The following is a 21,692-nucleotide window of genomic DNA, read 5'->3' on the forward strand; positions in this document are numbered from 1 at the left end:
TCGCGCTACAGCTTCTCCGACCCCGCGTCCGGGCCGGCCTCGCCGGTGCGGACGCGGGGGAGGGCGTACGGGTGGTGGTCGCGCAGGTGGGCGACCAGCTGCTCGCGGATGTCGAAGCGCAGCGCCGCCGCCTCGTCCGGCCCCGCGGCTGTCATGCCGGCCCGGACCACCAGGGTGTTCGGGGTGGTGTCGGTGACCTGCAGCGCCCACTCCCGGCCGTCCCACAGCGGATGCGCCCGCAGCCGCTCGTGCAGCACCGCCCGCAGCTCGGCCACCGGGGTGGTGTGGTCCAGGTGCAGCACCACCGTGGCGAGCAGGCCCGGGTCGCGGCGGGTCCAGTTCTCGAACGGCTTGGAGACGAAGTAGGAGACCGGCACCACCAGCCGCCGGTGGTCCCACAGCCGCAGCACCAGGTAGGAGAGGGTGATCTCCTCCACGGTGCCCTGCTGGCCGTCCACCACCACGGTGTCCCCGATCCGGACGGTGTCGCTGAAGGCCATCTGCAGCCCGGCGAAGAAGTTGCCCAGGGTCGACTGGGCGGCGATGCCGGCCACGATGCCGATGATGCCCGCCGACGCCAGCAGGCTCGCCCCGACCGTGCGCATCGCCTCGAAGGTCAGCAGCGCCGCCCCGATCGTCACCACCCAGATCAGCGCCTCGGCGACCCGGCGCAGCAGGGACAGCTGGGTGCGCACCCGCTGCACCCGGGACGCGTCCTCGGTCACCGTCTCGTACCGGCTGAGCACCGCCTCCAGCACCGCCGTCGTGACCCGGGCGGCCAGCCAGCCGCAGCAGACGATCAGGGCGATCAGCAGGCCGTGCCGTACGTCCGTGTCCTCCGACCCGCCGAAGAGCCGCTTCAGCGGATGGCCGAGCAGCAGCAGCGCCAGCAGCACCACCAGCTGCAAGGGCACCCGGCAGCGGCGCAGCAGCTCCCACAGCGGCGCCTCCGGGTGCCGGGCGGCGACCCGCTGGAGCGCCCGGTCGACGATCCAGCCGATCAGGAGGGTCGCGACCACGGCGGCGAGCAGGCTGACGAGCGGCCAGAGCACGGGACACCTCACGGAATCCGGGGTGCTTCGCACCATACCGCGCCGATTCGTCCCCCTCCGCGGTGCCGGCGGCCGACGGTGTGTCAGCCCGTCCGCCCGTACGGCCTATGATCGGGAGGTCGGTACGGCAGGATCCAGCGGGGTGGGGAAGATGGCGTCGGAGTACGAGATCAGCGACGACGAGCTGATGGAGGTCGCCGACAACCCGGCGCAGGCCGCCGAGCTGCACAAGGCGCTCCGTACGCTCGCGTCCAACCCGAAGGTCGGCGGTGAGCTGCAGGCGCTCGCCCGCGAGGCGCTGTCCGGCCGGATCGGCATCGCCGAGATGATCCAGTCCCCGCGCTACCTCGACGCCGTCGGCGTGAAGCTGGAGGAGATGCGCCGCGCCGCCGACGACATGTCGCCGGAGGAGCGCAAGGCCTCCGACGAGCGCGCCCGCAAGATGCGCGACGAGCAGCAGCGGGACTGAGACCCCCACCGGGGTGCCCTTACGGCTCGCCTACACGCCGCCTGACTACGATCGGTGGCCATGAGCTTCGGTGGGGCATGGCGCAGGCGGCTGACGGGTCGCAGAGTGCTGGTCGCACTCCTGGCCGCCGTCCTGCTGGCGGGGTTCGGCGCGGTCTCCGCGGCCGGCTCGCAGCCGGCGGCGGTCCGTCAGGAGGACCGCTTCCTGGACCTGCCGGAGACCCCCGGCAGCAGCGCCACGGTGCGGATCGACACCTCGTTCTTCACCACCGGTACCGCTCCGCGGCCGGCGATCCTGCTGGCCCACGGCTTCGGCGGCTCCAAGGAGGGCGAGCGCGACCGGGCCCGGCAGCTCGCCCGGGCCGGCTACGCCGTGCTCACCTGGTCCGCCCGCGGCTTCGGCCACTCCGGCGGCCGGATCGGCCTGGACTCGCCAGACCGGGAGATCCAGGACGTCAAGCACCTGGTCGACTGGCTCGCCCAGCGCCCCGAGGTCCAGCTGGACGGCCCCGGCGACCCCCGGGTGGGCATCACCGGCGCCTCGTACGGCGGCGGCGCGGCCCTGCTCGGCGCCGCCTACGACCCGCGGATCGACGCCGTCGCCAGCCAGATCACCTGGTGGAACCTGGCCGACGCGCTGTTCCCGCAGGCGGTGCAGGGCGGCGGCGCGACCGACGGCGTGTTCAAGAAGCTGTGGGCCGGCATCTTCTTCACCACCGGGTCGGCCGGCGGCCTCGGCGGCGGCCCCGGCAACGGGCCGGACGGCGCCGGGGCGGGACGCGGCGGTGAGCCGGCGGGTCCGGTCGGCTGCGGGCGGTTCCTGGACGAGCTGTGCGCCATGTACAACCGGGTCGCCACCGCGGGCCGGGCCGACGCCGATGCCGTCGCCCTGCTGGATCGCTCCAGCCCGTCCTCGGTCGGCGACCGGATCAAGGTGCCCACCCTGGTCGTCCAGGGCCAGCAGGACTCGCTCTTCCCGCTCGACCAGGGCGACCGGATCGCCAGGGCGGTCGCCGCGGGCGGCGCGCCGGTAGCGGTGGACTGGTTCGCCGGCGGCCACGACGGCGGCACCGAGGGCAGCGCCCGGGTGGACGACCGGGTCACCGCCTGGTTCGACCACTACCTGCGCGGCCGCGCCACCGACACCGGCCCCGCGTTCCGCCTCACCCGCACCGGCGGCCTCGACTCCACCGGCTTCCAGGCCGTGCTGCGCGGCGCCGACGCCGACCGCTACCCGGGCCTGGACGGCACCGGCCGGCGCACCGTGGAGCTGGCCGGCCGCGAGCAGAGCATCGCCAACCCGCCCGGCGGCGCCCCGCCGAACATCTCCACCCTGCCCGGCATCGGCGCGCTCTCCCAGCTCGCCTCGGCCGGTGCCGGGCTCTCACTGGACTTCCCCGGCCAGTACGCCGGCTTCGACTCCGCCCCGCTGGACTCCGCGCTGCACCTGACCGGTGCGCCCACCGTCCAGCTGCACGTCCAGGCCGACCGGCCGGACGCGGTGCTGTTCGCCAAGCTCTACGACCTCGGCCCGGACGGCAAGCAGAGCCTGCCCGAGCAGCTCGCCGCCCCGCTGCGGGTCACCGGCGCCGACGCGCCCGGCGGCCGTACCGTCACCGTCGCGCTGCCCGCCGTCGACCACACCTTCCAGGCCGGGCACCGGCTGCGGCTGGTCCTCGCCTCCACCGACCTCGCGTACAGCTCGCCCACCGAACCCGCCACCTACCGGGTCGCGGTCGCCGGACCGGTCGCCGTGCCGACCGTGGCCGAACTGCACACCGAGGCCGCCCCGCTGCCCGCCCGCACCTGGCTGCTGCCGCTGGTCGCGGCGGCCGTCGCGGCGCTGCTGCTCGCCGTCCCGCTCCGCCGCCGCTCCGCCCGCCGACGCGCGGCCGCCGCGCCCGACCCGGCGCTCGCCGAGGTGCCGCTGCGGATCACCGGCCTGTCCAAGCGCTACCGGGGCACGGTCGACCGGTACGCCGTCCGCGACCTCGGCTTCACCGTCGAGCAGGGCCAGGTGCTCGGCCTGCTCGGGCCGAACGGCGCCGGCAAGACCACCACGCTGCGGATGCTGATGGGCCTGATCAGCCCCGACGAGGGCGAGATCAGGATCTTCGGCCACCAGGTGCGGCCCGGCGCCCCGGTGCTCTCCCGGGTCGGCGCCTTCGTCGAGGGGGCCGGCTTCCTGCCGCACCTGACCGGCCGCGCCAACCTGGAGCTCTACTGGCGCGCCACCGGCCGGCCCGCCGAGGACGCCCACCTCGCCGAGGCACTGGCGATCGCCGACCTCGGCGAGGCACTGGAGCGGGCCGTGCGCACCTACTCCCAGGGCATGCGCCAGCGCCTGGCCATCGCCCAGGCCATGCTCGGCCTGCCCGACCTGCTGATCCTCGACGAGCCCACCAACGGGCTCGACCCGCCGCAGATCCGCGAGATGCGCGAGGTAATGATCCGGTACGCGGCCGCCGGGCGCACCGTCATCGTCTCCAGCCACCTGCTCGCCGAGGTCGAGCAGAGCTGCACCCACCTGGTGGTGATGGACCGCGGCCGACTGGTCACCGCCGGGCCGGTCGGCGAGATCGTCGGCGCGGGGGAGCAGCTGCTGGTCGCGGTGGCGGCGGAGTACGGCGCCGAGGAGCGGGCGGCGGTCGCCGACAAGCTCGCCGCGCTGCCCGGCGTGGCCGCGGCCGACCCGGTCGACGGCGGCCTGCTGGTGCGGCTCGACGGGCTGCCGGCCAGCCGGCTGACCGCCGAACTGGTCCGCCTCGGCGTGCCGGTCGAGGGCATCGGGCCGCACCGCCGGCTGGAGGACGCCTTCCTGTCCCTGATCGGAGGATCGGCATGAGTGCCACCGGCACCGCCGCCCCGGGCTACCGGCCCGGGCGCACCCTGCCCCTGCGGGTGGAGGCCGTCCGCCAGCTGCGCCGGCGCCGGACCATGGTGGTCGGCGGGGTGCTGGCCGCCATGCCGTTGATCGTGCTCGGGGCGATCTGGATCGGCGGTGCCCCCGGCCGGGAGGACCGCACCAGCTTCATCGAGCTGGCCACCTCCTCCGGGCTCAACTTCGCCACCACCATGCTCTTCATGGGCACCGGCTTCCTGCTGGTCATCCCGGTCGCGCTGTTCTGCGGGGACACGGTGGCCTCGGAGGCGAGCTGGTCCTCGCTGCGCTACCTGCTGGCCGCCCCGGTGCCCCGGGCCCGGCTGCTGGTGCGCAAGCTCACCGTGGCGCTGGCCTTCTCGGCGGCGGCCGTGGTGCTGCTGCCGCTGGTCGGGCTGGCCGTGGGCACCGCCGCGTACGGCTGGGGCGATCTCAAGCTGCCGACCGGCGCCACCCTGCCGGCCGCCGAGGCGCTGCCCCGGCTAGCGCTGGCGGTGGCGTTCGTCTTCCTCAGCGAACTGGTCGTCGGCGCGCTGGCGTTCTGGCTCTCCACCGCCACCGACGCGCCGCTCGGCGCGGTCGGCGGCGCGGTGTTCGCCTCGATCGTCACCGGCGTGCTGGACGCGGTGACCGCGCTCGGCTCGCTGCGCGAGTGGCTGCCGGCGCACTGGCAGTACGCCTGGGCGGACGCGCTGCAGCCCCAACTCGAGTGGGGCGGCATGGTGCAGGGCGTCTCGCTGTCGCTCTCGTACGCGCTGATTCTGCTGGCGCTGGCCTTCCGCGGCTTCGCCCGCAAGGACGTCGTGTCATAGGCGCAGGTCAGCTACGGTCCTTATGGAGAAACGCCATCGCCGTGTGATTGCTGCCACATGATCGAATGTCAGGTGGGTCGGTCGGCGGGAATGCATCGGACAGAAACGCCAGGTCGGTGCGGTGTTCAACCGCTTTACCAGGCAATGCAGAAGTTAAGACATTCGACCTGTTGATTAAACAGAATTGTCATGCATTGACCTGCACATGCATGCACGGCCACGCTGCGTCGTCATGAAGCGACCCTTTCTGACGGGCTCGCTGACCCTGGCAGTCAGCACCCTCGTGATAGCCGGCGCGGGCGTCACCGCGTTCGCCGCCCCCACCGTTCCCGCCGCCGCCCAGCCGAAGGTCTCGGGCAGTCAGGCGATGCAGGACGCCGCCGCCCAGGTCTCCACCCACCCCCAGGTGGTCCAGGCCGGCCCGAACGACGCGTTCCAGGCCCGCGGCGTCCAGGTCGACGTCGACGGCTCGCGCCACGTCCACTTCGACCGCACCTACCAGGGCCTGCCGGTCCTCGGTGGTGACGTGATCGTCCACTCCGCGCCCGGCGGCCAGCTCGACACCGCCACCCTCAGCCTGCAGGCCCCGCTCTCCCTTTCGGTGACCCCCTCAGTCACCGACCGGCAGGCGATCGCCGCGGCGTCCCGGCTGTTCACCGGCAAGCAGGCCCGGAGCGCGGCCACCCTCAAGGTCGACGCGCTCGGTGCCACCCCCAAGCTGGTCTGGGAGGTCGTCATCGACGGCACCGGGCCGGACAAGGCCCCGACCCACCTGCACGTCCTGATCGACGCCCGCACCGGGGCGACCGGCACCAGCTGGGACACCTTCTCCGCCTTCCTCCCCGACGGCGTGAAGGCCCAGGGCACCAAGGCCGCCACCGCGGGTGCGGGCACCGCCGCCGCGGCCACGGTCGCCGCCTCCGGCACCGGCAACGGCTACATGGTCGGCCAGGTCACCCTGTCCACCAGCGGCTCGGGCAGCAGCTACTCCCTCACCGACGCCAACCGCGGCAACGGCGAGACCCGCGACGCCCAGAACCAGACCGCGACCAACGACTCCCCGCCGGCCGGCTGGGGCAAGGCGTTCTCCGACACCGACAACGTCTGGGGCAACGGCGCGCTGAGCGACCGCGCCACCGTCGCCGTCGACGCCCACTACGGCATCCAGGCCACCTGGGACTTCTACAAGAACGTGCTTGGCCGCAACGGCATCCGCAACGACGGTGTCGGCGCCCGCTCGTTCGTCCACTACGGCACCAACTACGGCAACGCCGGCTGGGACGACGACAGCTTCTCGATGATCTACGGCGACGGCGACACCGGCGCCAACCCGTTCACCGAGATCGACGTGGCCGGCCACGAGATGTCCCACGGCGTCACCGCCGCCACCGCCGGCCTGGTCTACACCGGCGACGCGGGCGGCCTCAACGAGGCCACCTCGGACATCATGGGCACCATGGTGGAGTTCAACGCCAACAGCCCGGCCGACGCTCCCGACTACCTCATCGGCGAGAAGATCGACATCAACGGCAACGGCACCCCGCTGCGGTGGATGGACGACCCGAGCAAGGACGGCAAGTCGGCCAAGTGCTGGTCCAGCTCCGTCAAGAACCTGAACCCGCACTACTCCTCGGGCGTCGGCAACCACTTCTTCTACCTGCTCGCGGTCGGCTCCGGCCAGTCGCAGTGGGGCAACAGCCCGACCTGCGACGGCTCCTCCGTTGCCGGCCAGGGCAACGACGCGGCCACCAAGATCTGGTACCGCGCGCTGTCGACGTACATGACCTCCAACACCGACTACCCGGGCGCCCGCACCGCGACCATCAAGGCCGCGAAGGACCTGTACGGCGCGTCCAGCACCCAGTGCGCCGCGGTCGAGAAGGCCTGGAGCGCGGTCAGCGTCGCCCCCACCGCCACCACCTGCGGCGCCACCCCGACGCCCACCCCGACCCCGACCCCGACCCCGACGCCCACCCAGGGCGGCAACCTGCTGGCCAACCCCGGCTTCGAGTCCGGTGCCACCTCGTGGACCGCCAGCTCCGGCGTGATCACCAACGACACCGGCGCTGCGCCGCACGGCGGTTCGTACTACGCCTGGCTGGACGGCTACGGCAGCGCGCACACCGACACGCTGTCCCAGTCGGTGACCGTCCCGGTCGGCGCCGCCGCCCCGAAGCTCACCTTCTGGAACCGGATCTCCACCTCGGAGACCGGCACCACGGCGTACGACACCCTCAAGGTCCAGGTCGTCGACGGCACCACCACGACCACCCTGGCCACCTACTCGAACGCCAACGCCACCACCGGCTACGTCCAGCGCACGCTCGACCTGTCGGCGTTCAAGGGCAAGACCGTCACGATCAAGTTCACCGGTACCGAGGACTCCTCCCTCAAGACCAGCTTCCTGATCGACGACGTCGCCGTCACCACGAGCTGACACCCTTGCCGCTCGCCGGCGGACCGGGCCACACGGCCCGGTCCGCCGGTTTTTGTGTATGTATCCTTCCGCATCCGCTGGTAGCGTGGGGAGCGATAGGGAAGGTGAGGGTCGTATGGCTCCGCAGTACTACTCCGTGGAGCAGGTCGCCACGCTGCTCGGCCTGCACGTGCGGACGGTGCGCGGCTACATCCGCGACGAGCAGCTGAAGGCCACCCGGATCGGCAAGCAGTACCGGATCGCCCGCGAGGACCTGGCCGCCTTCACCGGTGGCGAGGCCGGACCGGCGGCGGTCGACCGGCACCGGGAGGCGTCCACCATCGTGCGGATCGACGGCATCGGGGCGGCCGCCGCCGACCGGATCTCCACCGCCCTGCTGGCCGCCACCGGCAGCCGGCCGCCGAGCGGCGGGCAGCTGCGGGTGCAGACGGTGCACGACGCGGACCGCGCCACCCTCCAGGTGGTGGTGCTCGGCGGACTCCCGGAGACGGCCGAACTGCTGCGGATCGTGGACGCGTTGGCCGAGGAGCCGGAATGACAGCCGAGGGGAACAGCCCGATGACCGAAGTCCTGCACAGGTTCGCCGACGTCCCCGTGCTGGTGTGCGCCACCGAGGGCGCGCCCATCGCGAGCGAGGGCGACGCCACCGATCTGATCGGCGCCGCGTTCGGCCACGGCGCCCACTGGGTCGCCGTCCCGGCCGAGCGGTTCGGCGCGGACTTCTTCCGGCTGCGCACCCGGCTGGCCGGCGCGATCGTCCAGAAGTTCGCCACGTACCGGGTGGGGCTCGCGGTGGTGGGCGACATCTCGCACCACACCGCCGAGGGCACGGCGCTGGCCGACTTCGTCCGGGAGAGCAACCGCGGGTCCCAACTGTGGTTCGTCCCGGACGTCGAGGCGCTGCGCGAGCGCCTCGACGCCACGAGCTGAGCCGAGCGGCCGACGGGTCAGCGGACGGGGGACCAGACCCGCTCGACCTGCTGGGTGCCGGTACGGCTGCGGTAGGAGCGCGCCCACTGGGTGGTGGCGTCCTGGCGGGTGCGGTCGGACAGCACGTAGTAGTCCATCTGCACCTGGTCGGGCGTGACGTCGAGGACGCCGTAGCCGTGCGAGTCCAGGTCGACCCACTTGATGTGCGGGTTGGCGGCCTCGATGGCGCCGACCGCGAGCAGCGAGAGGGTGTGCGGGGCGACCTTCAGGAAGTCGTCCACGTTGTCGGAGGTCACCGAGGTGACGGTGAACTCGACCGCGGCGCTGCCCGATCCGGGGTAGGTGGCGGCCTCGTACGGCACGTCGGACGCCCATGCGGAGTGGATGTCGCCGGTCAGGAACACCGTGTTGCCGATGGCGTTCGCCTTGAGGTGGCCGAGCAGTTCGCGCCGGTCGTGGGTGTAGCCGTCCCACTGGTCGGGGTTGACGGCCAGGCCCTCGGAGGGCAGGCCGAGCAGCTGGGCGAGCGGGCGCAGCAGGTAGTCGGGCAGGGAGAGGAAGGCGACGGGGGAGATCATCACCTCGTTGCCGATCAGCCGCCAGGTGGTGTCCGAGGCGGCGAGGCCGGACTTGAGCCAGTCGAGCTGGGCGCGGCCGGTCATGGTCCGGTCGGCGGAGTCGATGTCGCCGCTGCCCACCTTGGCCTGCTGGGACCGGTAGGAGCGCAGGTCGAGCAGGTGCAGGTCGGCAAGCTTGCCGTAGCGCAGGCGGCGGTAGGTGGTGCCGGCGATGGACGGGCGGACCGGCATCCACTCGAAGTAGGCCTGCTTGGCGGCGGCGACGCGGTCCGTCCAGTTGCCCTCGGTGCCGGGGGTGTGGTTCTGCGCGCCGCCGGACCAGGCGTCGTTGGCGAACTCGTGGTCGTCCCAGATGGCGATGGTGGGGACGGCGGCGTGCAGCGCCTGAAGGTCCGGGTCGGTCTTGTAACGGCCGTGCCGGGTGCGGTAGTCGGCGAGGTCCAGGATCTCGTGGGCGGGCGCGTGCGGGCGCACCACGGTGCCGCGGGCGCAGAACTCGCCGGTCTTGTACTCGTAGATGTAGTCGCCGAGGAAGAGGAAGGCGTCCAGGTCGCCGCGGGCGGCCAGGTGGCGGTAGGCGGAGAAGTAGCCGGCCTCCCAGTTGGCGCAGGAGGCGACGCCCAGGCGCAGGTGGGGGACGTGGGCGTCGGCGGGCGGGGCGGTGCGGGTGCGCCCGACCGGGGAGGTGGCGCCGCCGGCGGTGAACCGGTACCAGTACGCGGTGTCGGCGCGCAGGCCGCGGACGTCGGCCTTGACGGTGTGGTCGGAGGCGGCCGAGGCGGTCACCGTGCCGGAGGCGGCGATGGTGGTGAAGTTCCGGTCGGTCGCGAGTTCCCAGCGCACGTCGGTGTCCGGACCGGCGCCGGAGCCGGGGACGGCCTCGGGGGCCGGGGTCACTCTGGTCCAGAGCAGGATGCCGTCCGGCAGCGGGTCGCCGGAGGCGACGCCGTGCAGGAACTGCGGCGCGGGCGCGGCGGTGGCCGTGCCGCCCGCGGCGGTCAGCGGGAGGGCGACGGCGCCGGCGGTGAGGGCGGCGGCCTGGATGACCCGGCGGCGGCGCGGCCGGGCAAGGGGCGTGGAGTCGGTGGGTTCAGTCACATCTTCTGAGACTTACTGATCGGTAATGTCCTGTCCAGGGTTCTGTCTGACTGTTTGTCGACTCTTCACCGCGCCGTTCGGTTGATCAACTGCGCGACACCTGGGCCGAGTTGGCGGGTGCCGACCCCTTCCCATCGCCATGTGACGTATGCAATTGTACATGTCACACCTGGCGCACCCCCACACTTACGCCCGGAGGCCCCTTCACCATGCGCTCCTTTCGCCTACCCCCAGCCCTGCTCTCCCTGCTCCTGGCCGGCGGTCTGACCGTCGGCGTCTTCGCCGCCCCCGGCCAGGCCGCCCCTACGGCCCCCGCCCTTACGGCCCAAGCCCGGGGCGGCAGTTCGGCCGCGGCCCACCCCGACCGGCCGGCCCCGCAGGCCGCCGCCGCGGCCCGAAGCCCCGAACTCGCCCGCTCCACCGGTACCAGCGACCTCGCCGACCGCGCCCCGCGCGACCCGGCCACCGCCCGCGCCGACCAGGCCCGCCCCCAGGCGGCCCCGACGGCCACCCCGCACGCACTGGCCGCCGCAGCGGCGAGCTGCACCCCCGGCGACTTCTCCGGACGCACCGGCAGCGCCCTCGTCCAGCAGATCAAGTCCTCGACCGTGGACTGCGTCAACTCGCTCTTCCCGCTCACCGGCACCGACGCCTACGGCGCCTTCCGCGAGGCCCAGATGGTCACGGTGGCCAACGCCCTGCGCGACGTCTCCGCGAACTACCCCGGCGACGACTCCACCTCAGCCACCCAACTGGTGCTCTACCTGCGGGCCGGCTACTTCGTGCAGTGGTACCACCCCGCCGACGTCGGCACGTACGGCACCGCCCTGCAGAGCGCCATCCGCGGTGCGCTGGACGCCTTCTGGGCCGCCCCGCACTCCGGCGACGTCACCGAGGCCAACGGCCAGACCCTCGCCGAGGCGGTCACCCTGATCGACAGCGCCGGCGAGAACGCCCGCTACCTGTACGTCGTCAAGCGCCTGCTCACCGGCTACACCACCGCCTGGAACAGCACCTGGTCGATGCCGGTCGCCGTCAACAACACGTACACCGTGCTCTGGCGCGGCCACCAGTCGCCCGACTTCGTCACCGCCGTGCAGAGCGACCCGAGCGTGCTCAACACCCTCGACACCTTCGCCACCGTCAACTCCGGGCTGCTCGGCGGCGACCACGGCTACCTGGTCTCCAACGCCGGCCGCGAACTCGGCCGCTTCCTCCAGCACGCCCCCCTGCAGCCGACCGTCCGACCGCTGGTCAAGCACCTGCTCGGCCTCGGCACCATGACCGGACCCACCGCACCGCTGTGGGTCGGCCTCGCCGAGATGACCGACACCTACGACCAGTCCAACTGCGCCTCGTACGGCACCTGCGACCTCGCCAACCGGCTCAAGTCGGCCGTCCTTGCCACCAGTTACACCTGCAGCACGAGCATCCGCATCCTCGCCCAGCAGATGAGCGCCGCCGAACTCGCCGCCACCTGCACCAGCCTGCGCAACCAGGACGCCTACGTGCACGGCGTCGTCCGCGACAACGGCCCCGTCGCGGGCGACAACAACACCACCATCGAAGTCGACGTCTTCGACTCCAGCACCGACTACCAGACCTACGCCGGCGCCATCTTCGGCATCGACACCAACAACGGTGGCATGTACCTGGAGGGCGACCCCGCCGCGGCCGGCAACCAGCCGCGCTTCGTCGCCTACGAGGCGGAGTGGCAGCGCCCCGACTTCCAGATCTGGAACCTCAACCACGAGTACACCCACTACCTCGACGGCCGGTTCGACATGTACGGCGACTTCAACGCCGCGCAGGGCCTCCCGGCGGTCTGGTGGATCGAGGGCTTCGCCGAGTACGTCTCCTACTCCTACCGGGGCGTCACCTACACCGACGCCCTCACCGAGGCGGGCAAGCACACCTACGCGCTGTCCACCCTCTTCGACACCACCTACGACAACGCCGACCAGACCCGCATCTACAACTGGGGCTACCTGGCCGTCCGCTACATGCTCCAGTCGCACCGGGCCGACGTCGACGCGATCCTCGCCAAGTACCGCACCGGCGACTGGACCGGCGCCCGCACCTACCTGAAGACCACCATCGGCACCCGCTACGACGCCGACTTCAACACCTGGCTCACCGCCTGCAACGCCGGCCACTGCGACACCACCCCGCCGGCCCCCGAGTGCACCGGCGCCGACTCCCGGCAGCTCGACAAGAACTGCCGCCGCTCCAACCTCGCCGCCACCACCGGGAACTACGCCTACCTGTACCTGTACGTCCCGGCCAGCACCGCGAAGCTCACCATCACCAGCGCCGGCGGCACCGGCAACGCCGACCTGTACTACAACGGCGCGGGCTGGGCCACCACCGGCTCGTACCAGGCCAAGTCCACCGCGAGCGGCAACAACGAGACGCTGACCGTCACCAACCCGCCCGCCGGCTACAGCTACATCAGCCTCTACGCGCAGCAGGGCTTCAGCGGGGCGTCGGTGACGACCTCCTACTGAGCCGGTCACGCCACAGGCTCCGGGCCCGGTCCACGGTTGGGGTGGACCGGGCTCCGGCCTTCCCGCAGCTCCGGCCTTCCCCCGGCTCGGGTCCGACCATTCGTGGGCCGGATGAGGGATCATGGACCACGGCACCGCCCGCAAGCGAAGGAAACCCCGTGGCCCAGATCGTCCTCTTCCACTCCGCGTACGGCCTGCGCCCCGCCGTCCACGCCGCCGCCGACCGGCTGCGCGCCGAGGGCCACCAGGTCCACACCCCCGACCTCTACGACGGGCGCACCTTCGACACCGTCGAGGAGGGCATGGACCACCGCGACGAGATCACCAACGACGAACTGCTGCGCCGCGCCGTCACCGCCGTCGCCCCGCTGCTCGCCGACCCCGCGGCCCCCGGCCTGGTCTACGCCGGGTTCTCCCTCGGCGCCGCCCTCGCCCAGAACCTCGCCCTCGCCGACGAGCGCGCCCGCGGCCTGCTGCTCCTGCACGGCACCTCCGACATCCGCGAGGACGCCACCACCGGCATCCCGGTCCAGCTCCACCTCGCCGACCCCGACCCGTTCGAGCCCGAGGACTGGCTGAACGCCTGGTACCTCAACCTCACCCGGGCCGGCGCCGACGTCGAGGTCCACCGCTACCGCGGCGCCGGCCACCTCTACACCGACGCCGAACTCCCCGACTTCGACGCCGACGCCGCCGAGCAGACCTGGCGGATCGCGCTTGCCTTCCTCTCCGAACTCGACGCCGCCGAATCCTGATGGCCGGCTACTCGGGGACGCCGCTGCACCGCAAGCTCGGCATCAAGCCGGGCCACGACCTGTTGCTCCTCGGCGCCCCCGAGGGCTTCGCCGTCCCCGACCTCCCGGACGACGTCCGCCCCGCCGACGGCCCCTTCGACGTCGCACTCTGGTTCCCTGCCGACCGCGCCGAACTCACCGACCGGCTGGCCGATCTGCGCGCCGCCATGCGCCCGGCCGCCGGCCTGTGGGTCGCCTGGCCCAAGAAGGCCTCCCGCGTCCCCACCGACCTCACCGAGGACGTGATCCGCGCGGTCGCCCTGCCCACCGGCCTGGTCGACAACAAGGTCTGCGCCGTCGACGCGACCTACTCCGCCCTCCGCCTGGTCATCCGCCGCGAACTGCGGACCAGCGCCACATGATCGCAGTGGCCCCACCGAAGGAGATCGGTGGGGCCACTGTGAGGGCGCGAAGGGCGTCAGGTCAGGAGGTTGTCCTCCGGAACCAGGTCACCTCAGGATCCCTGGGTGTTGTCGGACTCACCCTCCTCCTCGTACCGACGCGTCCCGCGACGGACCTTGACGTTCTTGCAGACGACGTATCCATCGCTTCCTCCGTCCGAGACCACGACGTTCAGATATCCGCGGTCGTAGCGCTCGGGATTCCGCAGGAACTCGTCCATCTCGCTGCTGTCAGTGGCGAGGTGGACGGAGAGCCGCTCGTAGCCGGATGCGATCTTCATGCCCAGGACAGAGCTGAAGACGATGTCGACGTACTCGCGGTGGCCCTTGCCCGGGTAACCGCGCAGGACGAGTGTTCGGTGGGACTTGCTGTACGACCACGCCTCGAAGGAGTGCTCGAAGTGCAGCGGAAGCTGCTGGTCCTCTGACATCTCATGCAGACCTGTTCGCTCTACTTCCCGGCTTCCGGGAATGGATTGTCGCCGTTGACCCAGACAACCCGAGCCCGCGCGGACGCGGGGGCGTCCCGGATCATCGCCAGTTCCCAGGCTGTCAGGTCCGAGGCGTAGGGGTTGCTCGTCCTCGCCGTCTTGGCCCATTCGGCAGGCTCGGTGATGCCGTCGAGGTTGAAGTAGATCGTCGTCTTGCTGTCCTCCTTGAGGGCACTCCTGACCACGGCCTCGAAGTCGTCCCAGTGCTCGAAGTACTGGGCGCCGTGCGTGTCGGCAAAGTCCTGCAGCGCGTCCCTGTTGTTGCCGACCTTGGACAGACCCAGGGCGATCTTTGTCGGACAGTCGCCGATGTTGTGGACCAGGACCGTGGTCGACCCGAGTGCCACATAGTACGTGTGGAGCTGGTCGACGGTCAGGTTGTACATGTCGGCGGTGCCCGGCACAACGGCCGTGCCGAGGACGGACACCTGCGTGTTCGCTGCGGTCTTCAGCGTGTCGCCGGCGGCGAGCTCTCCGGCAGGGATCCACGCCTTGCGGCTGTCGTCCCAGAACGGGTGCTTCGACGTCGTGTGGATGACGCCGGACTTGCCGTCGGGCGTGCCGATCGTGAGATCGATCAGGTCGTCGTCGTGGTTGACGTGCAGCGCAGTGACCTCGCGGCCGCCGACGTGCTCGCCGGTCGTGGGATCGGCCGCCTCCACGCGGTCGCCGACTGTGATGTCGCCGATCGGCTTCGTCTCACCGTTGTCGAGCAGGACCGGCGTCTCGGGTGAGAAGCTGCAGCCGCCGACCAGGCTCGCGCCGGGTTCCGCGCCGGGCTCGCCGCCGGGCTTCCCGCCGAGCTTGCCACCGAGATAGCCGGTGGCGGCGCCGGCCACGGTGCTCAGGAGGAGTGCCTGCTTGTCCTTGCAGTTGTCCACGCACGCCGAGACGAATCCGGACAGTGCTCCCACGGCCACCGCGCAGCCGATTCCCGCGGACTCCGGGCACAGCGCCGCGCCCACGAGCCCGGCCAGGAGGCCTGCGACCTGCCCCTTGGTTCCCTTCCAGAGGTCCTGGAGGGTGAGGTTGCCGTAGAGCGCGTTCTTGGCGTACCGCATCACGGCGTTGTAGGCGGGAGTGCCTTCGACGTTCCAGGTGTCCGGCGACTCCTTCATGATCATTTGAAGCTCGTCGTGGAACTTCTTCAGCCGATCTGTCGGGACGCTCTGCAGGACCGAGACCGCGACGTTGCTGGACTTGCCGCTGCCGCTGCTACCGGTGTGGATGGTGCCCAGGCTGCTGTTGTCGATCTTGTAGTCGATCGAGCCGTCCCGGTTGTAGCAGGCCTCCGTGGTGCAGCCGATTCCGCCGAAGTTCGGGCTGGTCGGGTTCCAGACCGAGTCCGGGTTGTTGGCGCTGCAGCCGTCGCAGAACAGGCCGCTCGGGTCGCTGCCGTTGACCGGGTTGTTGTCGCTGTACGCGTAGCCGTTCCACTGCTGCGGGTCACCCGCGCCCAGGATCGGGTCAGGACTGATGAACCGGCCGTGGACGGCGTCGTACTCGCGGGCGCCGAGATGGGTCAGCCCGGTGGCGTCGTCGGCGCTGCCGCCGACGAATCCCTTGCTGCCGGCCCAGGTTCCGCTGCCCGGCTGGGTGCCGCGCGCGTTGCCGAACGGGTCGGTCGGCCGCCGCGTGACGGTCTGCGCGGCGTCGGTGTCGATCTGGACGCCGTTGGTGCCGTGCGGATCGGCCGAGTGGTACACCAGCTTGCCGCCGCCGGTCGGGGCGGTGACCCGGGTGATGCTGATCCCGCCGCCGCCCGGGTAGGTGCGGACGTCGGTCATCGACCCGGAGGCGGTGTCCAGCGTCAGCTCGTCCATGCCGAGGTTGAGCGTGGTCTTCCCGGGGTTGCGGCGGAGCAGCTGGTTGCCGTCCGCGTCGTAGAGGTAGGTGGTGCCGGGGTTCTGGCCGGGCTTGGCGAGGGTGCTGAGCTTGTCCTCGCCGTTCCAGGTCAGGTTGGTGCTGCCACTCGGGTCGGTGACCTTGGTGGTGTTGCCGAGCGCGTCGTACTGGAACGACGTGACGGCCGTTCCGCTCGCCGACCTGGTCGACGTCGACTGCAGGGCGTGCGGGCCGCCCTTGCCGTCACCCGAGTTGACCGACTTCGCAGGGTTGAAGGTCTGGGTGGTGGTGACGTCGTTGAGGACGGCGCCGTTGACGTCGTGCTGCACCAGGGAGGTGCGGTTGCCGGTGGCGTCGTAGCCGTACGTCTGCCAGTACGGGGACGGGCCGCCGACGGTGGGCTTGCCGTTGACCACGGCGGGGCTGCTCGCGTTGGTGCAGCCGCCGATACCCGGGACTGACGGGGCCGCGGCGGTGGTGGTGCCCGCGGTGTCCGTCCAGACGTTGGTCAGCCGGCTCAGGTAGTCGTACGTGAAGCACTGGAGGTCGGTCGCGGTGCCGCTCTGGACGTCCTTGATCGAGGTGATCCGGCCGGACGGGGTGTACGTGTAGCCGACCTGGTCCAGCGAGGTGGTGCCGGTCTGCCGGTCGAGGAATGAGTTCACCACCCGTCCGGTGGCCCAGTCGTAACTCTGGGTGGATACGACCTGGGTGCCCCAGTCGCCGACGGTGGTGCGGGTGGGTCGGCCGAGGGCGTCGTACTGGACGTCCGTGACCAGGGTGGAGTTGCCGCCCGAGGCAATCAGCAGGCCGGTGTTGGAGTAGAGGTAGTCCACCTCCTCCGCCGGAAGACCGCCCATGGCGGGCAGGTTGGTGTGGTCCAGCGAGCCCAGCACCGGGGTGTAGGTGTTGCTGGTGGTGTACGTGCCGGCGAGCGCCCCCTCCTTGGCGGGGATGGTCACGGTGGAGCCGAGAGGGCGGCCCGCAGCGTCGTAGCCGGTGATGGTCGATGTGTAGGCGTCACCAGGGGCTCCGCCGACATAGCGGGTGGACGAGGCCGGCAGCCCCTTGGCGCCCGGCACGGTGTCGTAGGTCCAGCTCGCGAGCTGGTTCGCCGGTGCCACGCTGCCGTTGAACATGCCGGTCCTGCGGCCGAGGACGTCGTATGCGAAGGCGAGAACGTTGCCCTTGGCGTCCCGGGTCGTGGCCAGGCGCGAGTTCACGTCGTACGTGCTCGTGGTCGCCCCCGTGTCCGGATCGGACACAGCGGTCTGGCGTCCCCGGAGGTCGTACGTGTAGTTCCAGGTGTTGCCGGAGGAGTCGGTGCGGGACTTCGGCTGACCGGAGGCGGTGTAGCCGTAGCTTGTGATGTCGGCGTCCGCCGGGTTGCCCGTGGCCGTGTTGCCCCGGTACTGCCACAGCTGGACCGTGTTGCCGTGGGCGTCGCTGACGGCGCTGGTCGGGACTCCGCCCTGGGGCGGGGTCGAGTCGGTGCGGTCGGCGCCCGGGTAGGCAGTGGTGGTGACCCACTGCTGCTGGGCATAGGACATGAAGGCGTCGGTCACCTTGCGGCCCATGCCGTCGTAGGTGATCCAGTCCTGTGCCGGGACCTGGGAGTCCTGCGGGGCGTAGAGCGTGCCGTTGGGCTGATTCACCGACTCGTAGTACGGCGCGGACGTCTTCACGACCCAGCCGTGCGAGTCGAAGGCCTGATCAGTGATCAGGCGACCCGCACCGCCGGTGAGCGGAGTGGTCTGCGTCTGGCGGAGCCGGCCGAGGCCGTCGTACAGCTCGTTCTTGGTGGCGTACGTGCCGTCCTCGGTGATCGACTGCGAGGTCACCACCGTCGGAGCGGTGACGCCGTTGATCGCGTACGAGAACTTGACGTTCGGGCTGAGGTTGGTCGCCCGGTCCGGCTTCCACGCGGCAGTCAGACGGCCGAGGCCGTCGTACTGCATGGTGGTGGTGTGACCGTTCTGGTCGGTCGCCACCAGCGGCTGGCTGCGGCCTGGGTCGAAGGTCTGGGACTTGGCCCAGGAGGCACCCATCGGGCCGGTCATGGTCACCTGGGTGGGAACCGCCCCGGTGGCCGGGGTGAAGGCCATCTGCGCCGTGACACCGTCCGGGCCGACGGTCGAGGTGGCCCGGCCGTAGCTGTCGAACGAGGCGGTGGCCGTCTGGCCGTAGACCGGCTGGCCGCTGCCGTCGTACGAGTCGAGCGAGCGCGTGCCGGTCGGGTCGCCGGTGGCGTCGGCCTGGCCGAACGGCTTGCCGTCGTAGAAGGTCTGGCTGCCCTTGATCGTGTTGGCCGCATTCGGCGTGGTGCCGCACGCGCCGGTGATTGCCCGCTCCTCGGAGACCAGGGTGCGGATCAGCGGGTTGGTGCTGGTCGCGTAGGTCTTGGTGGTGCAGGTCTCCGGGGCCGCGGCGGTGCCGTCGCCCTTGTCGTCGACCTGGAGCGGACGGTTGCCGTTGGCCGGGTCCGAGGTGGCCACCGCGTTGGTGGTGCGCCAGGAGCCGTCGGCCAGCTTCGCCCACGAGGTCGAGGTGATGGTGGTGCTCTGGTACCGGGCCACCAGGTCCGGCATGCCGTTCAGCTGCTTGTGCGTCGCCGTCACCACGTCACCGGAGGCGACGGTGGCGGAGGCGTTCTGCACCGAGCCGCCGGCCTTGTCGAAGGTCTGGCCGCCGAGCACGGTGGAGGCCTGCCACTTCTCGTCCGGCACGGTGACCGCGCTCGCACCCGGGTAGGGGGTGAAGGAGGCGGAGACGCTGCGGGTCGAGCCGTCGGCCTTGACGTCGCCGTTCATACCGCGCAGATAGGTGGTGACCTTCTGCGTCTTGGGCGCCTCACCGCTGTTGCCACTACCGGTGGTCACGGTGACGGTCTGGTAGCCGCGGAACTCGTCCCAGGTGCGGACCTTGGGGTCGGTGAACTCGCCGTCGTTGCGGTGCCAGGCGGCTCCGCCGCCGTAGCTGTAGTTGGTCGACTTGGTCAGCGTGGTACCGGTGACCGCGTCCTGCTCGGTGACCGCGGTGACCAGGTACTTGTTGAACCAGTCGTTCACCGGGTCGGGCGAGGAGGAGCCGGGCAGGTACCAGTGGACGGGCATGCAGGCCATCGAGTTGTTGTCCTCGGAGGACGGCATGTGGCCGCCGGTCCGGGAGCACTCGGGGTCGGCGTAGACGACGTTGATCTGGCCGCCGGTCTCGGTGGTGATCTGCTGGATGCGCGGCCGGTAGAACGCCGGCTGGGCCGGGGTCAGGCCGTCCACACGGTTCGGCAACTCGCGCGCGGTGAACGAGACCGCCGGCAGCGTCACGGCAGTCTGGCCGTTGCTGCCGGTGCGCTGGATCGAGGACAGCCAGAGCGAGGGCTTGGTGCCGTCACCCGGGTCCGGGAAGGTGTGCTTCAGCTCCCACGAGTCCACCGAGCGGTAGGCGGAGCCAACCAGGACCTGGGTCTCGATCTTCGACAGCATCAGCGGTGACCAGAAGGTCGGCGAATAGTTGGTGCAGGCGCCGCTGGAGGCGCAGTTCTGGTCGAGCGGGGTGTCCGGCCAGTTCGCCTGGTTTGCCTTGGTGCGCTGGGCGGTGGTGCAGGTGACCGAGCCGGAGGCGGTGCAGCGCTCACCGGTGGTGAACAGCACCTTGGCGGCCGGCTTCACGGAGCCGTTCGCGGCGAGCTGCTCGGAGAGGCGCTGGCCATAGGCGATCTGGGTGACCTCGGCGGAGCGGACATAGGAAGTCAGCGTGCCATTGCCGCCGTTCTGGCCTCCGCCCCGGCTGTAGTAGTTGAGGTCCTGCTGGTAGCTGTAGGTGACCAGGTTCTGGTGCGGGTCCACGACGTAGTCGAGATTCCAGCGCCAACCTTCCTGGCACCAGGAGGCGTTGCCCTTGGCGGAGTCGTAGCAGTCGTCGCCGCTCTTCGGCGAGTAGACCGGCATGTAGTCGACCGAGTTGGTGGCGGGGTCACTGTGGTTGCCGCCGGGCAGGTGGTTCTGACCGAAGTAGTACTGGACACCGTCGGAGGTGGTGACGCGCCAGAACTCGCCGCCCCGCGCCTCGTTCGCCGCGCCGGTGAGCTGCTCGACCTTCGAACCGTCGTCACCCTGGAGGTGCCAGGTCCCGGTGGCATCGTCGCGCACCAGGGTGCCGGAGTGGCCGCCGAGGCTGAGGCTGGCGTTCTGCCCAGCCCAGCACTGGTCGGCGGAGTAGGTGATGCCGTCCTTGTCGCAGCCGCGGTAGGAACGCTCGATGAAGCCCGGCTCATAGCTCCAGCCCTCACCGATCCAGGAGGCCTGGGCGTTCTGAGCCGAGGTCTTGCCGTCCGCGCTCGACGAGTCGTACGACAGGGTCACCGACGGGCCGGAGCCGCCGATCGAGGCCGGGGCCTGGATCGGGTACGAGTAGGTGAAGTTGCCGACGTTGGAACCGGCTCCCCACGCCATCGACGGCGACAGCGGAGAGGCGGAGTAACTGCCCATCGCGCCGCCCGAGGAGGTGTCCGCGGCCAGCACGGTCGCCGAGGCGGCGGCAGCGGCCTGGACGAAGCCGGCCTGCACCGCCTTGCCGCCGCTGCCGTCCGGCAGCGAGCTCTTGGTCGCCGTCCTGTCGGATGCGGCGGGAAGCGTGACCTGCGCGGTCAGCACACCCGTCTTCGGATCCACGCTGGAGGCGACCGGCTTCTGGGTCTGGCACTCGGCCTTCTCCGGCGTGGTCAGCGCACACGCGGGAAGCTCCACCAGCCGTGCGCGGTCCGCCCAGCCCGCGCCCTGGAGCGCCTTGAGGTCCAGCGCCACCTTGACGCTGTGGTCCTCGGTCGAGGCGTCGGTGTCCGTCAGCGTGACGACCGGACCGGCCACACCCGCGGCCTTGCCCTTGTCACCGCCCGCGACCTCGACCTTCACCGAACGGGCCGACTTCTGCTCGCCCTTGGCGACCTTCACCGGCAGCTTGCCGGCCTGGACCGGAGCGGCGTCCGGCAGGGCGACGGTGGCCGAGCCGGTCGGTACCGCGGCCGGGGCGGCGGGCTTCCACTCGCCCGGCACCGGGAATTTCGGTGCCTCCAACTTGCCCGGCTTGAGGTCCTTGCCCTTCACCGACTTCTGCGACGCCAGCGGCGTCTTCGGCGGGGCCCAGACCTTCCCGTGCGGCCGCGCGGCGGCGAGTGCTTCCGCCGACGGGGCTGCCAGCATAGTCATCGTCAAAGCTGCAACGCTGACCACGGAGAGCCACTGGCCCCTCCGTCTCAGCGGTGAGTTGACCGGCGTGTTTGTACGCCAATCCCCCACGATCATCTCCCCCAGAGATATGTCGACATGTGCAGTCGCACAGTCATGGCGACCGCTGGGGGAGACCCTACGCGGGCATGATCAACTCAGTTCGGGACATAAAC

13 protein-coding genes are annotated in these 21,692 nt (G+C 71.1%); 9 read left to right on the top strand and 4 right to left on the bottom strand.

Annotated features, from left to right (window positions below; translation table 11 throughout):
* Window positions 1–5 precede the first annotated feature (5 nt).
* The gene (locus FHR36_RS19975) at window positions 6–1,052 is read right to left on the bottom strand and encodes a mechanosensitive ion channel family protein (protein WP_253799202.1); all 1,047 of its coding nucleotides are present in this window, start codon (window positions 1,050–1,052) and stop codon (window positions 6–8) included.
* Window positions 1,053–1,203: 151 nt separating this feature from the next.
* Between FHR36_RS19975 and FHR36_RS19980 the strand changes: the two genes are divergently transcribed.
* The 6 genes from FHR36_RS19980 (at window position 1,204) to FHR36_RS20005 (ending at window position 8,580) form a co-directional block, all read left to right on the top strand.
* Window positions 1,204–1,521 carry a hypothetical protein gene (locus FHR36_RS19980; protein ID WP_253799203.1) on the top strand — a complete coding sequence of 106 codons (318 nt, stop codon included), beginning with the start codon at window positions 1,204–1,206 and terminating at the stop codon, window positions 1,519–1,521.
* A gap of 60 nt (window positions 1,522–1,581) precedes the next feature.
* Window positions 1,582–4,365 (top strand): alpha/beta fold hydrolase, encoded by a 2,784-nt coding sequence (locus tag FHR36_RS19985; RefSeq protein WP_253799204.1) that lies wholly within the window; start codon window positions 1,582–1,584, stop codon window positions 4,363–4,365.
* A complete protein-coding gene (locus FHR36_RS19990; protein WP_253799206.1) occupies window positions 4,362–5,213 on the top strand; it encodes an ABC transporter permease in 852 nt (283 codons plus the stop codon). Before FHR36_RS19985 ends, FHR36_RS19990 begins: the two co-directional genes overlap by 4 nt.
* A 232-nt stretch (window positions 5,214–5,445) precedes the next feature.
* Complete coding sequence (locus FHR36_RS19995) at window positions 5,446–7,650, top strand: M4 family metallopeptidase (RefSeq protein WP_253799208.1); 2,205 nt, start codon at window positions 5,446–5,448, stop codon at window positions 7,648–7,650.
* A gap of 115 nt (window positions 7,651–7,765) precedes the next feature.
* On the top strand, window positions 7,766–8,188 hold the full coding sequence (locus FHR36_RS20000; protein WP_253799209.1) for a helix-turn-helix domain-containing protein: 423 nt from the start codon (window positions 7,766–7,768) through the stop codon (window positions 8,186–8,188).
* Window positions 8,185–8,580, top strand: a complete 396-nt coding sequence (locus FHR36_RS20005; protein ID WP_253799211.1) for a DUF4180 domain-containing protein — start codon at window positions 8,185–8,187, stop codon at window positions 8,578–8,580. The genes FHR36_RS20000 and FHR36_RS20005 overlap by 4 nt, the downstream gene beginning before the upstream one ends.
* 17 nt (window positions 8,581–8,597) lie before the next feature.
* Here the strand turns inward: FHR36_RS20005 and FHR36_RS20010 are convergent, their stop codons facing one another.
* The gene (locus tag FHR36_RS20010; protein WP_253799213.1) at window positions 8,598–10,256 is read right to left on the bottom strand and encodes an alkaline phosphatase D family protein; all 1,659 of its coding nucleotides are present in this window, start codon (window positions 10,254–10,256) and stop codon (window positions 8,598–8,600) included.
* A 209-nt stretch (window positions 10,257–10,465) separates the two neighbouring features.
* On the opposite strand from FHR36_RS20010, the gene FHR36_RS20015 reads away from it, so the two are divergent.
* The 3 genes from FHR36_RS20015 (at window position 10,466) to FHR36_RS20025 (ending at window position 13,919) form a co-directional block, all read left to right on the top strand.
* Window positions 10,466–12,763 (top strand): M9 family metallopeptidase, encoded by a 2,298-nt coding sequence (locus FHR36_RS20015; RefSeq protein WP_253799215.1) that lies wholly within the window; start codon window positions 10,466–10,468, stop codon window positions 12,761–12,763.
* A 158-nt stretch (window positions 12,764–12,921) separates the two neighbouring features.
* Window positions 12,922–13,518, top strand: a complete 597-nt coding sequence (locus FHR36_RS20020; RefSeq protein WP_253799217.1) for a dienelactone hydrolase family protein — start codon at window positions 12,922–12,924, stop codon at window positions 13,516–13,518.
* Entirely contained in the window at window positions 13,518–13,919 is a 402-nt protein-coding gene (locus tag FHR36_RS20025) for a DUF3052 family protein (RefSeq protein WP_253799219.1), read from the top strand. The genes FHR36_RS20020 and FHR36_RS20025 overlap by 1 nt, the downstream gene beginning before the upstream one ends.
* 92 nt (window positions 13,920–14,011) lie before the next feature.
* Here the strand turns inward: FHR36_RS20025 and FHR36_RS20030 are convergent, their stop codons facing one another.
* On the bottom strand, window positions 14,012–14,389 hold the full coding sequence (locus FHR36_RS20030; protein ID WP_253799222.1) for a hypothetical protein: 378 nt from the start codon (window positions 14,387–14,389) through the stop codon (window positions 14,012–14,014).
* A gap of 20 nt (window positions 14,390–14,409) precedes the next feature.
* The gene (locus FHR36_RS20035) at window positions 14,410–21,498 is read right to left on the bottom strand and encodes a polymorphic toxin-type HINT domain-containing protein (protein WP_253799225.1); all 7,089 of its coding nucleotides are present in this window, start codon (window positions 21,496–21,498) and stop codon (window positions 14,410–14,412) included.
* Window positions 21,499–21,692 lie beyond the last annotated feature (194 nt).

Origin of the sequence: Kitasatospora cinereorecta (assembly GCF_024172095.1) — a bacterium.
Classification (GTDB): Bacteria; Actinomycetota; Actinomycetes; order Streptomycetales; family Streptomycetaceae; genus Kitasatospora; species Kitasatospora cinereorecta.

Coding starts and splice junctions, on each gene's coding strand:
- FHR36_RS19980 (WP_253799203.1), top strand. CDS start 1,204: ATGGCGTCGGAGTACGAGATCAGCGACGACGAGCTGATGGAGGTCGCC.
- FHR36_RS19985 (WP_253799204.1), top strand. CDS start 1,582: ATGAGCTTCGGTGGGGCATGGCGCAGGCGGCTGACGGGTCGCAGAGTG.
- FHR36_RS19990 (WP_253799206.1), top strand. CDS start 4,362: ATGAGTGCCACCGGCACCGCCGCCCCGGGCTACCGGCCCGGGCGCACC.
- FHR36_RS19995 (WP_253799208.1), top strand. CDS start 5,446: ATGAAGCGACCCTTTCTGACGGGCTCGCTGACCCTGGCAGTCAGCACC.
- FHR36_RS20000 (WP_253799209.1), top strand. CDS start 7,766: ATGGCTCCGCAGTACTACTCCGTGGAGCAGGTCGCCACGCTGCTCGGC.
- FHR36_RS20005 (WP_253799211.1), top strand. CDS start 8,185: ATGACAGCCGAGGGGAACAGCCCGATGACCGAAGTCCTGCACAGGTTC.
- FHR36_RS20015 (WP_253799215.1), top strand. CDS start 10,466: ATGCGCTCCTTTCGCCTACCCCCAGCCCTGCTCTCCCTGCTCCTGGCC.
- FHR36_RS20025 (WP_253799219.1), top strand. CDS start 13,518: ATGGCCGGCTACTCGGGGACGCCGCTGCACCGCAAGCTCGGCATCAAG.
- FHR36_RS20030 (WP_253799222.1), bottom strand. CDS start 14,389: ATGTCAGAGGACCAGCAGCTTCCGCTGCACTTCGAGCACTCCTTCGAG.
- FHR36_RS20035 (WP_253799225.1), bottom strand. CDS start 21,498: ATGACTATGCTGGCAGCCCCGTCGGCGGAAGCACTCGCCGCCGCGCGG.